The sequence below is a fragment of the Halorubrum sp. AD140 genome (assembly GCF_034497445.1).
Lineage (GTDB): Archaea > Halobacteriota > Halobacteria > Halobacteriales > Haloferacaceae > Halorubrum.
This window is the reverse complement of record NZ_JAXRUU010000021.1, coordinates 15,647-27,604: the sequence shown is the minus strand read 5'-3', so window position 1 is coordinate 27,604 and position 11,958 is coordinate 15,647. Positions and strand designations below refer to the sequence as shown.

Annotated in this window: 12 protein-coding genes; 6 read left to right on the top strand and 6 right to left on the bottom strand. The window is 69.1% G+C overall.

Annotated elements, in window-relative coordinates; all coding sequences use genetic code 11:
- Positions 1-43: 43 nt before the first annotated feature.
- Positions 44-1,573 carry a PAS domain-containing sensor histidine kinase gene (locus U4E84_RS07425; RefSeq protein WP_322531464.1) on the top strand — a complete coding sequence of 510 codons (1,530 nt, stop codon included), beginning with the start codon at positions 44-46 and terminating at the stop codon, positions 1,571-1,573.
- A gap of 30 nt (positions 1,574-1,603) precedes the next feature.
- On the opposite strand, the gene U4E84_RS07420 is transcribed toward U4E84_RS07425, so the two are convergent.
- The 5 genes from U4E84_RS07420 to U4E84_RS07400 form a co-directional block, all read right to left on the bottom strand.
- Complete coding sequence (locus tag U4E84_RS07420) at positions 1,604-1,972, bottom strand: DUF192 domain-containing protein (RefSeq protein WP_322531463.1); 369 nt, start codon at positions 1,970-1,972, stop codon at positions 1,604-1,606.
- Between the two features lie 60 nt (positions 1,973-2,032).
- Positions 2,033-2,287 (bottom strand): glutathione S-transferase N-terminal domain-containing protein, encoded by a 255-nt coding sequence (locus U4E84_RS07415; RefSeq protein WP_322531462.1) that lies wholly within the window; start codon positions 2,285-2,287, stop codon positions 2,033-2,035.
- Positions 2,288-2,373: 86 nt separating this feature from the next.
- Positions 2,374-3,753 (bottom strand): NCS2 family permease, encoded by a 1,380-nt coding sequence (locus U4E84_RS07410; protein WP_322531461.1) that lies wholly within the window; start codon positions 3,751-3,753, stop codon positions 2,374-2,376.
- Positions 3,754-3,900: 147 nt separating this feature from the next.
- Positions 3,901-4,614 (bottom strand): phosphoribosyltransferase family protein, encoded by a 714-nt coding sequence (locus tag U4E84_RS07405; protein ID WP_322531460.1) that lies wholly within the window; start codon positions 4,612-4,614, stop codon positions 3,901-3,903.
- Between the two features lie 145 nt (positions 4,615-4,759).
- Positions 4,760-5,209, bottom strand: coding sequence for a hypothetical protein (locus U4E84_RS07400; RefSeq protein WP_322531459.1), 450 nt, complete (start codon positions 5,207-5,209; stop codon positions 4,760-4,762).
- Positions 5,210-5,336: 127 nt separating this feature from the next.
- On the opposite strand from U4E84_RS07400, the gene U4E84_RS07395 reads away from it, so the two are divergent.
- Genes U4E84_RS07395 through U4E84_RS07375 form a run of 5 tightly spaced genes read left to right on the top strand, consistent with a single transcriptional unit; the run spans position 5,337 to position 11,291 of the window.
- Positions 5,337-6,965 (top strand): ABC transporter substrate-binding protein, encoded by a 1,629-nt coding sequence (locus U4E84_RS07395; protein ID WP_322531458.1) that lies wholly within the window; start codon positions 5,337-5,339, stop codon positions 6,963-6,965.
- A 27-nt stretch (positions 6,966-6,992) separates the two neighbouring features.
- Positions 6,993-7,985, top strand: coding sequence for an ABC transporter permease (locus U4E84_RS07390; protein ID WP_322531457.1), 993 nt, complete (start codon positions 6,993-6,995; stop codon positions 7,983-7,985).
- Complete coding sequence (locus U4E84_RS07385; protein WP_322531456.1) at positions 7,985-9,004, top strand: ABC transporter permease; 1,020 nt, start codon at positions 7,985-7,987, stop codon at positions 9,002-9,004. The genes U4E84_RS07390 and U4E84_RS07385 overlap by 1 nt, the downstream gene beginning before the upstream one ends.
- On the top strand, positions 9,001-10,212 hold the full coding sequence (locus U4E84_RS07380) for an ABC transporter ATP-binding protein (RefSeq protein WP_322531455.1): 1,212 nt from the start codon (positions 9,001-9,003) through the stop codon (positions 10,210-10,212). Before U4E84_RS07385 ends, U4E84_RS07380 begins: the two co-directional genes overlap by 4 nt.
- Positions 10,209-11,291: an oligopeptide/dipeptide ABC transporter ATP-binding protein gene (locus U4E84_RS07375; protein WP_322531454.1), complete on the top strand. Its 1,083-nt coding sequence runs from the start codon at positions 10,209-10,211 to the stop codon at positions 11,289-11,291. Before U4E84_RS07380 ends, U4E84_RS07375 begins: the two co-directional genes overlap by 4 nt.
- A 94-nt stretch (positions 11,292-11,385) precedes the next feature.
- Here U4E84_RS07375 and U4E84_RS07370 read toward each other — a convergent pair whose 3' ends face one another.
- A complete protein-coding gene (locus U4E84_RS07370) occupies positions 11,386-11,802 on the bottom strand; it encodes a thiol-disulfide oxidoreductase DCC family protein (protein ID WP_322531453.1) in 417 nt (138 codons plus the stop codon).
- Positions 11,803-11,958: the final 156 nt, after the last annotated feature.

Below are 11,958 nucleotides of genomic sequence, written 5' to 3'. Positions count from 1 at the left end.
ACCCACAGACACATTACCGTGGGACGAATCACTCTGTTCACGTATGGATCGCGACCGCGGCGAGGGCCGGGACGGTAACGGTGGTCCCGCGACCGGAACCGAGGACGGCTCGGTCGAGGAGACGCCGCAGAGCGCGGCGGCGGGCGACGCGGTCCCGCGCGTCCTCCACTCGTTCGTCGACGCGATTCCGACGCCGACGCTCGCGTGCGACCCGGAGACGCACGCGATCCGCGCGGCCAACGCTCCGGCGGCCGACCTCCTCGGCCGCGACCGCGGTACGCTGACCCTGATGGGGCTCTCCGACCTCGGCGAGGGAGTGGCGACGGTCGACGGCGATCCGATCGACGCGGCCGGCGGCGGCGACCCGATCGACGCGGCCGTCGACGCCGCGAGCGACGCCGACGGCGTCGCCCGCGTCGAGTGGAGCGTCGGGGCCGCCCCGAGGCGCCGGCTCGAGCTCGCGTGTCACGAGACGACGATCGCCGAGCGAACGTGGCTGATCGCCGGACTGACCGACGTCACCGATCGGGTCACCGCCGAGGAGGGGTTGCGGTCGCAGCTGCGCGTCGTCGACGCTATCGCCGCGACGATCCCCGCCGCGCTGTTTCAGTGCACCGCCGGCGGGACGCTCTCCCGCTGGAACGACCGACTGACCGCGGACACCGGATACGGCGACGAGGAGCTGTCCGAGACCGCCCTGACGTCGCTGTTCGACGAGGAGAGCCGCGACGCCGTCGCCGAGACGCTCCGCTCCGTCTACCGGCGCGGAACGGGCGCCGAGTGCGAGGCGACGCTGCTCACCCGCTCGGGCGAGCGCGTCCCGTACCGGCTCTCGCTCGGCCCGGTCACCGACGGCGACGAGGTCGTCGGCGCGGTCGGGGTCGGCGAGGACGTCACCGACGCGTCGCTCCGCGAGGAGCGGCTCGCCGTGTTGACTCGGGTGCTCCGCCACAACTTCCGGAACGACCTCAACGTCGTCACCGGGTTCACGGAACGGGCGGCCGCCGAGGTCGAGGACCCGGCGGTCGTCGCCGAGCTGGAGCGCGTCGTCGACACCGCCGAGCGGCTGCTGCGCGTCGGCGAGACCTCGCGCCGGGTCGAGCGGCTGCTCGCCGATCGGCCGACGCCCCGACCCACGGACCTCGCGGGCGCGGTCGGGGAGGCCCTCGCGTCGCTTCCGCCGGAGCTCCGCGAGCGCGCCGACGTCGAGGTCGACGTCCCCGACGGGATCACGGTGTCGGCGATCGGCTACCTCGCCGAGGCGATCGCGGAGCTCGTCGACAACGCGATCCGCCACAACGACGCGGATCGCCCCGCCGTGAGCGTCACGGCCGCCGAGCTCCCGAGCGAGTCGTGGACCTCGCTGGTGATCGCCGACGACGGCCAGGGGATTCCGCCGGCAGAGCGCGCCGTGCTCACCGGCGAGGAGACGCCGCTGGAGCACGCCAGCGGGCTCGGGCTCTGGTACGTCAACTGGATCGTCACCGCCGCCGGCGGCGGCTTCGACATCGGCGAGAGCAAGGCCGGCGGCACGCGGATCGAGATCGAGCTCCGCACGGCGGACGGGGAGTGACGGCCGGGCCGTCTCGGACCCTCGATCCGGTCACTCGACGAGCCGGACCTCGTCGCCGACGGCGACACCGTCGGCGGCGCCCGCGGGCAGTTCGACGACGGTGTCGGCCTCGGCCCGTCCCAGTCCGACGAACGGGGCGAGCCGCTTCCGCTCCGTCACCTCGCCGTCGACGAGCCACAGCGCGTCGATCGCGAACGGGACGAACAGCATGTGGAGCCACTGCGTGTCCGTCTCGTCGAACGGGAACACGAGCGCGTAGCCGTCGGGCACCGAGCGCCGGAACATCAGGCCCCGTCCCTGCTCGAGCGTCGACCGGGCGACGTCGACGTCGCCGGCGAGGAGCCGTCGCTCTCGATCGCCGGACGAGGCCGGGCGGTGGACGAGTCGCACGCTGGCCACGTGGGGTCCGTCGGATAAATAGGCTCGCGATCGGGGCCGCGGTCGGGAGTCGCCGTCGGGTCAGCTCGCCTTCCCGTACGTCTCCTCGAGGTACGCGACGATGTCGTCGCTCTCGGACATCCCCTCGACTCCGTTGGCCTCGTCGACGAGGACGGGCACGCCGGTCTGCCCGCTGACCTCCTCGACCTCGGTGCGCTCGCCGTGCGAGCGCGGCACCATCACCGAGTCGTACTCGATATCGAGCTCCTCCAGCTTCGTCTTCACCTTCGCGCAGTACGGGCAGCCCTCCAGTTCGTAGAGCGTCAGGTCTGTCATCACCCCGACTAGGGCGTAGACGCGTAAAGAAGTACGGTGGACGGTGCGCGCCCCGCGCACGGGCGGCGCCTCGGTCTACAGTACAGCTACAGAATGACGCCGCGCGTCTGCAGCACGTAGTAGGCCGCGAGCAGCGCCGCGATGACGTACTGACCGACCGAGACCTCGTCGTACTCGCCGACCGCGACCTTGATGAGCGGGTAGGCGATGATACCGGCGGCAAGCCCGTCGGCGATGGAGTAGGCGAACGGCATCACGGTGACGGTGAGCCCCGCGGAGACCGCCCACGCGGGGTCGTTCCAGTCGACCTCGACGAGCCCCTGCAGCATCATCACGCCGACGACGATGAGCGCGATGAAGGAGGCGTACTCCGGGATCGCGGCGACGACCGGGATCACCACGAGCGAGGCGACGAAGAGCAGCGCGACGACCAGCGCCGTCAGCCCCGTGCGACCGCCCTCCTCGACCCCCGTGGCCGACTCGATGTACGTGGTCACGGTGGAGGTGCCCAGCACCGCGCCGGCGGTCGTCCCCACCGCGTCGGCCATCAGCGGCCTGTCCATGTCGGGGAGGTCGCCGTCCTCGTCGAGGAAGTCGCCGAACTGCGAGACGCCGATGAGCGTCCCGGCCGTGTCGAAGAAGTCGACGAAGAAGAACGTGAACACGACCAGGACGAACGTGAGCGGGTCGATCTGTCCGATCCCGTCGACGAACGCGCCCGCGAGCGGCGAGATGTCGTACTGTGCGCTCGGGAGCGTCTCCGGGGTGATCGCGCCGCGCTCGAAGACGCCGGCGAGCGTGAGCCCCCAGCCGACGAGGGAGGTCGCCACGATCCCGATCACGATCGAGCCCGTGATCCCGCGCGCCCAGAGCCCGAAGGTGAACGCGAGCCCGAGCAGTCCCAGGATCGCCCAGGGGTTCCCGAAGATCCCGCCGAGCGTGACCAGCGTCGCGTCGTCGGGGACGACGAGCTGGAGCTCCTGGAAGCCGATGAACAGCAGGAACAGCCCGATACCGGCCCCGACTGAGCGCTTCACCGGCTCGGGGAACAGCTGGATGACGTACTCGCGGGCGCCGACGGCGGTGAGCAGCATGAACAGGACCCCTTCGACGAACACCGCCGCGAGCGCCGTCTGCCACGGGACCCCGAGCCCCAACACGACCGTGTACGCGAAGAAGGCGTTGAGCCCGAGCCCCGGTGCCAGCCCGAACGGTCGGTTCGCGTAGAGGGCCATCACCAGCGTCGCGAGCGCCGCCGAGAGGATCGTCGCGATGGCGATCATCTGGAACACCTCGCCCTGTCCGTACCCCTCTATCTGGATCGCCTCCGCGAGGATCGCGGGGTTCACGACGATGATGTACGACATCGCGAGGAAGGTGGTGAGCCCCGCGATCAGTTCCGTACGGACGTCGGAGTCGTGCGCCTCCACGTCGAACCGGGCGGCCAGCGTGTCTGTAAGCCCCATTGAACAGGTGTGGATACCTCAGGATCGGGTGATAAGCATTGCTGAACGAATGCGCGCGATATACAGGAACGTGTGTATTTACACCGGCCCAGCGGTCAATCCGCCGAGGAAAATGCGCGAACGTGTCTACACTCGGTACGGACGCGCCTACTCGAACGTCGTCAGCGCGCCGACCGGCGCGTCCGTGATCGCTCGCGCGCGCTCCATCCCCTCGTCGCCGACGGCGATGAGCGTGAACACGCCGGTGATGTCGGCGTCGGCCTGCAGGGCGATGTCCAAGAGGAGCTCCTGGGTCTCGCCGGACCGGATCAGGTCGTCGACGACGAGGACCGTGTCGCCGGCGTCGATCGCGCTGGCGGGGAGGTAGTAGGTGAGCTCGATCCCGGAGGCGAGCCGCTGGCGCGACTCGATGAACTCCTCGACGGCCGTCTCCTTCGACTTCTTGGCGTACGCGACCCGGGCGTCGAAGAAGGACGCCATCGCCGCGCCGAGGGTGATCCCGTCGGTGGCGGCGGTGAGGACGACGTCCGGCGACTCGAACCCGAACGTCTCGGCGGCGACGGGCGCCACCAGGTCGAGGAACGACTGGTCGAAGACGACGCCGGAGTTGTCGACGTACCCCTCGTCGTCGAACTCGACGCGGGCGACCAGCTCGTCGGCGAGCGCGTCGCGCCCGACCGCCTCGACGACCTCGCTCGCGCGGTCGACCCCGGGGAGGACGTGCCCGTTCACGTACCGGTTCAGGTCGCCCGCGGGAAGCCCCGTCACGTCCGACAGCTCCTCGTACGTTCGCGTCTGCTTCAACATTCGCAACACGGCGACCGCCTGCAGCTGGAGGGCCGCCTTCTCTGCTCGGTTCATGACGATGATCGTGATCGCACAATTATGAACATGTCGAAGTGTTTCTCTGATCGGATACACATGAGTGTGCGTCACACGGTCGCGAGCGACGAGTCGGGTCGAGTCGGCGGCGATCCGGATCGAGCCGGCGGCGCTCGCGTCCGTCTCACGCCCCGTCGAAGAAGACGTCGGGATCGGTCACCTCGAACTCGACGACGTCCCGGTCGTCGAGCGGTCGGAGCCGAAGCGTGAGCGTCCCGCGCTCGCCTGCCGCGGTCCGGAGCGCGTCGAACTCGGCGGCGCCGAGGTACGTCGGCACGCAGACGGCGACCGACGCGTCCCCGTCCTCCGCGACGACGAGCCGATACTCGACTCCGTCCGCCGCGGCGGCGTACACCCTGACGGCGTCGACCGCGGCGCCGTCGACGGTCTCGTTCGCCTCGTCGAACTCGGACCCCGGCAGCAGCGCGTCGATCCGCGCCGCGTCGGCGACCGGGTTCACGTCGCCGGGGTGGACGGCGATCGCGGTCCAGCCCCGCTCGCGGTACTCCGCCGCCGTCGCGTCGCTGTCGGCGACCACGTCGCCCCAGCGCTCGCCCGGATCGATCCGTCGCATGTCCGGGTGAACCCGGTCGCCTCGTAAATACTTGTCCAGACGCCGTGACAGGAGATCGTGAGACTCGACGGTCAACAACGGTGCCCCTGTCGGTAAGTTCATAACCTTCCCCCCTCTGTCGTAGTCTATGTGTCCTGATAACGGTGATCAGATCGACAGGCGGAGCGTGCTCACGTACGCCGGAACCGCGGCCGCGATCGGTCTCGCTGGCTGTTCCGGAAACGGCGGGGACGGCGGAGACGGCGACGACGGCGGAGACGGCGACGACGGCTCTGACGGTGACGACGGCTCCGACGGTTCCGACGGCGGCGACGACGCCTTCGAGATCGGCGTCACCATGGGGCAGATGGACTCCGGGCTCGACCCGCAGGACCACGCGGAGACGAACACGGAGATCATCGTCGGGCAGGTGTACGAGGGACTCCTCGACCGCGACAAGGAGGGCGGCATCATCGAGGGGCTCGCCACCGACTGGGAGCGCACCGAGGACGGCAACGTCCGGTTCGTGCTCAGAGAGGACGTCACCTTCCACAACGGCGACGACCTGACGGCCGATGACGTGGCGTACAGCATCCGGCGGATCGTCGACGAGGACGTCGGGATCGCCAGCCCGCAGTCGAACGACCTCGGCAACATCGACGAGGTCACGCCCGAAGACGGCGAGGTCGTCGTCGACTTCACCTCGTTCAACCCGATCGCGTTCCAGCTGTTCGCGACGAACGGGCCGATCATGCAGCAGTCGTGGGTCGAGGAGAACGACAGCGACTACATCAACCGGAACACCAACGGCACCGGTCCGTTCGTCGTCACGGAGTACGACTCGGGTAACCGGGTCGTCTACGAGCCCTACGACGACTACTGGGGCGACGACAACCCCGTCGACGAGCTCACGATGGAGGCTTCGAGCGAGTCGAGCACGCGGGTCAACCGCCTGCTCGCGGAGGAGACGGACATCGTGACGAACGTGCCGCCACAGGAGGTCTCCCGCGTCGAGGACTCCGACGTCGCCGGGATCAACTCCGTCCCGAGCGCCCGGATCATCTTCCTGCAGATGCGCTACGACGTCGAGCCGTTCTCCAGCCGGGAGTTCCGACAGGCGATGAACCACGCCGTCGACGTCGAGAGCATCATCGAGAACGTCCTCAACGGGTTCGGCACGATCACCGCCCAGCCGACCCTCGAAGAGCACGTCGGGTACAACTCCGACATCGAGCCGTACGAGTACGACCCCGAGGAGGCCGAGCGGCTGGTCGAGGAGTCCGGCCACGCCGACGTCGAGATCACCCTGGAGACGCCGATCGGGCGCTACCTCGGCGACGTCGAGATCGCGCAGGCGGCGGCGGACCAGATCGACTCCCTGTCGAACGTCTCCTGTGAGCTGGAACAGCGTGAGTTCTCCTCGCTCGTCCAGGACATCACGACCGGGGACATCGAGGACAAGCCGCACTTCAACCTGCTCGGGTGGGGGAACGGCGAGTTCGACGGGAGCCAGACGCTCACCCCGCTGCTCTCCTCGGACGGCGCGCTCACCGTCCTCGAAAACGAGGAACTCGACGAGCTCCTCGCCGACGCGGAGGCCGCCGAGGACCCCGACGAGCGCGTCGAGATCCTCCAGGAGGCGAACCAGCTGGCCCACGACCTCGCCCCGTGGGTGTTCCTCCACCAGCAGTTCAGCGTGTACGGCGTCTCGAGCGACATCTCGTGGGAGCCGCGGAGCGACGAGTTCATCGACCCCGACACGGCCACGAGAGAGTAAGCCGAGACGACCGCCACACACCAATAAATGTCATTCGGTAGATTCGTACTCAAGCGGAGCCTCCAGGGAGTCGGCGTCGTCTGGGGTGTCGTCACCGTCGTGTTCGCGCTCCGGTTCGTCACCCCCGGGAGCGCGATCAACGCGGTCGCACCCCTCGACGCGAGCCCGGAGACCAGAGCGGCGATCGCGGCCGAGCTCGGGCTCGACCAGCCGCTGTACGTCCAGTACGTCCAGTACCTCTTCGAGCTGTTGCGCGGCGACATGGGGTACTCGTACATCCGCGGGCAGGAGGTGGCCGGCCTCGTGTTCGCCCGGCTCCCGGCGACCGTGGAGCTGGCGCTCGCGGCGAGCGTCGTGGCGATCGCGCTGTCGATCCCGCTCGGCGTGTTGAGCGCGACCCGCCGCAACCAGCCCGTCGACTACGGCGCGACCCTGTTCTCGCTCGGCGGGATCAGCACGCCGAACTTCTGGCTCGGAATCATGCTCATCCTGGTGTTCGCGGTGGAGTTCGACGTGTTCAACACCAGCGGCCGCGGCGTCGACGCCGGCGACGTGGCGCTGTCGCTCGTCGGCTCCGAGCCCTTCCTCGGGACGCTGCTCGCGTGGCTCGCGTACATCACGCTCCCCGCCATCGCCCTGGGGACGTACTTCATGGCGCTCATCACGCGGCTGACTCGCTCGGGGATGCTCGACGAGCTCGGTAAGGGGTACGTGCAGGCCGCCCGCGCCAAGGGGCTCCCGCAGACGCTCGTCCGGTACAAACACGCGCTCAGGAACACGCTCATCCCGGTGATCACGGTGCTCGGCCTCCAGCTCGGGACGCTGATCGGCGGAGCGGTGATCACCGAGGCGGTGTTCTCGTGGCCGGGACTCGGCACGCTCGTCATCGACAGCATCAACCGCCGTGACTGGGCCGTGCTCCAGGGCAGTCTCATCGTCATCGGTACCAGCTTCGTGGTCGTGAACGTCCTCGTCGACGCGGTGTACGCGTACCTCGACCCCCAAGTGGTGAACGAGTGATGGTTTCTACACGTGTCATTCGCAATCTCAAGTCGGAGTTCAGGAACAGCGCGCTCGCGAAGATCGGGCTGGTGCTCGTGGTCGGCGTGCTGCTGACCGCGACGTTCGCGCCCTTCATCGCGCCACACGACCCGACCGAGCAGGGGCTCGACGAGAGCGAGCTTCCCCCCCTCGGGTTCACGGAAACCAGCGAGCGGACCACCTCGGAGATGGTCGACGGCGAGATCGAGACCGTGACGGAGACGGTCGAGATCTCCGCCGACGCGGCGCATCCGCTCGGCACCGACAGCCTCGGGCGAGACATGTTCTCGCGGATCGTCTACGGCGCCCGGACGTCGCTCGTCGTCGGCGTGCTCGGGACGCTCCTGGCCGGCGTCGTCGGGGTTCCGGTCGGGCTGTTCGCCGGGTACCACGGCGGCCGGGTCGACGACGCTCTCATGCGCGTCGCGGACGTCAGCCTCGCGTTCCCGTCGCTCGTGTTGGCGGTCGCGCTGATCGGGCTGTGGGGGCGCGCCGCGATCGACGTTCCCGACCCCTTCGTCGCCCTCGGCCTCGCGCCGGGGATGCCGGAGAGCTTCGTGTTACCGATAACCGTGGTGATCGTCGTCGGGCTGGTGAACTGGGTGTGGTTCGCGCGCGTCGCCCGCGGGGAGGCGCTCTCCCTGCGCGGTCAGGAGTACGTGAAGGCGTCGCGGGCGCTCGGCGCCGGCGACACCTCGATCATCTGGCACCACGTCCTCCCGAACGCGATCACGCCCATCATCGTCCTCGCGACGGTGCAGGTGGCGGCGATCATCCTGCTGGAGAGCTCGCTGTCGTTCCTCGGCTTCTCCGGGACGACGCTCTCGTGGGGCTTCGACATCGCGCAGGGACGCGACTACGTCTCCTCGGGGCAGTGGTGGATCTCGTCGCTCCCCGGGTTCGCGATCATGCTCTCGGTGATCGGCATCAACCTGCTCGGCGACTGGCTGCGCGACTCGCTCGATCCGGGCATCGAGGGTGAAGGGGGTGCGGCATGAGCCAGCGCCTCCGCGCCGACACCGCGCTCACGGCAGACGACGTGCTCTCCGTCTCGAACCTCTCGACCCGGTTCTTCACCGAGGAGGGACAGATCAACGCGGTCGAGTCCGTCTCCTTCGACCTCCGGGACAACGAGATCCTAGGGATCGTCGGCGAGTCGGGCTCCGGCAAGTCGGTGACCGCGCTGTCGCTCATCGACCTCGTCGAGTCGCCCGGTCGGGTCACCGACGGCGAGGTCTGGTACCGGAACCCCGACCTCGCCGAGGAGTTCCGGTCGAACGACTTGGTGGCCGTCGACGGCGACCACGTCGACCTCCGGACCGTCCCGCCGCGGGTCCGCCGTTCGCTGCGGGGCCCGTCGTTCAGCACCATCTTCCAGGACCCGATGAGCAGCTTCAACCCCTCGATCACCGTGGGCGAGCAGATCGCCGAGGCGGTCGAGGTCCAGCGGCGCGCGCGGGCGAACCCGCGCTCGACGCGCTCGCGGACGCAGGGGTACGGGCTCGGTCAGTTCCTCCTCGACGGGATCCTCCCCGGTCGCGGGTACACGAGCGAGGCGAGCACCGAGCGGGCGATCGAGCTGCTCGAACAGGTCGGGATCCCGGACCCCGAAGAGCGGGTCGACGAGTACCCCGGACAGTTCTCCGGCGGCATGCTCCAGCGCGCGATGATCGCGCAGGCGCTGGCCGGCGAGCCCGACGTGCTGATCGCCGACGAGCCGACGACCGCGCTCGACGTCACCATCCAGGCGCAGATCCTCAACCTCCTGCGGGAGATCCAGGCGGAACGCGGGATGAGCATCGTCCTCATCACGCACGACCTCGGCGTCATCGCGGAGATGTGCGACCGCGTGTGCGTGATGTACGCCGGCGAGGTCGTCGAGCGCGGGACGCTCGACGCGGTGTTCGACGATCCCGTCCACCCGTACACCGAGGGGCTGTTGGGCTCGGTCCCGGACCTGGAGAACCCGCGCCCGAGGCTCCAGCCGATCGCGGGGAACGTCCCCGGACTGGTCGACGCCGAGATGGACGACCGGTGTTACTTCGCGGACCGGTGTCCGAAGGCGATGGAATCGTGTCTGGAGAAGCCGCCCGAGGTCGCCGTGGACGCAGACCCCGAACACGGGGCGAAGTGCGTCCTGGCGGAGCGCCCCTACGATCCGGCCGAGGCGCTTCCGGACGACTACTTCGGGGGTGACGCCGAATGAACGGCGACGACGGCGTCGACGCGGGCGCCGACCCCCTCCTCTCCGTCGAGGGGCTCAAGAAGTACTACGCCGACGACCAGTCGGTCCTCGACCGACTGCTGGGCGAGGAGTCGGAGAGCGTGAAGGCGGTCGACGGCGTCTCCTTCGAGGTCGCCGAGGGCGAGACACTCGGGATCGTCGGCGAGTCCGGCTGCGGGAAGTCGACCACCGGCGAGACGGTGCTCCGGCTGCGCGAGGCCACCGAGGGGTGGATCACCTTCGACGGAGCGGACGTCCTCGCGATGGACGACGCCGAGCTGACGGCGTTCCGGCGGCGCGCGCAGATCGTGTTTCAGGACCCGTTCTCCAGTCTCGACCCGCGCATGACCGCCGGCGACATCATCACCGAGGGGCTCCGGATCCACGACGTCGCGGACCGGGCCGAGCGGCGCGAGACCGCCCGCGACCTGCTCGAACGCGTGGGGCTGTCGGCCGACCAGATCGACCGGTACCCCCACGAGTTCTCCGGCGGACAGCGCCAGCGCATCGGGATAGCTCGGGCGCTCGCGGTCGACCCCGAGTTCATCGTGCTCGACGAGCCGGTGTCGGCGCTCGACGTGAGCGTCCAGGCGCAGATCCTCAACCTGCTCGACGACCTCCAGGAGGAGTTCGGGCTCACCTACCTCTTCATCGCGCACAACCTCGGCGTCGTGCGGCACATCTGCGACCGCGTCGCCGTCATGTACCTCGGCGAGATCGTCGAGGTCGGCCCCGTCGAGGAGATCTTCGCGAACCCGGCGCACCCGTACACGCGGGCGCTGCTGTCGAGCGTCCCGCGCGTGACGACCGAAGGCCGGGAGGGGGAGTTCGCGACGCTCCGCGGGGACGTGCCGTCGCCCCGGAACCCCCCCGCGGGCTGTCGGTTCCACACGCGGTGTCCGGAGGCGCGGACGGCCTGCCGCGAGTCGGCGCCGCCGGCGTACGACGTCGGCGACGGCCGGTCCGCGGCGTGTTTCCGCGCCGACGAGGACCACCGGTACTGGGAGAGCGAGCCGATCGCAGAGAACGCTCGCACGGCGGCGGACGGCGCCGACGACTAGGGCCGTCACCGCTGAACTCCCCACGCTGTCGCGGACCGTAGACGATGGAAATCGCCCACAGTCGACCGACGGTCGGCCAACTAGGCCATCCCGTTCACTCCAAGAACCGCGACTGGACGTCTCCGGAGGGCATCATGCACTGATCTTTCTTGCCGAACCACCGGTATCGGTGGTCGGCGACGAAGTCGTAGATCCGGTCGCGGATCGACCGGGGAACGTACCGGAACGGCGAGAGGAGCCGGTAGAAGCCGCCCAGCCCCGTCGCGATCTGGATGATCGCTGACGACTTCACGTAGCTCTCGCCGTCCTCGATCAGGACGACCGACTCGAGCTCGTCGCTCGGCAGGTCGTGTTCGGCCAGCAGCTCTTTCCCGACGTCGGACTGGAGGGAGGCGAAGCGGTACTTCTCCTCGGTGTCGCGGGGGAGGACGAACTGCACGAACCCGCTACAGAGATTGCAGACGCCGTCGAAGAGGATAACCGGGCCGTCGTCCGAGATCTCCGTGGACATCGCTTGTCGGGCGTACGGACCCGCCTCAGTTCACGGTTCCGGTCGAAGCGATCTCGGGCCTCGGCCGCCCCGGTCGACGGTCACCCGACGACGGTCAAACGAACGTCTCAGTGTACACGAAGTTTATGCCGACTGAGAATTGAATGCCGCCGAACG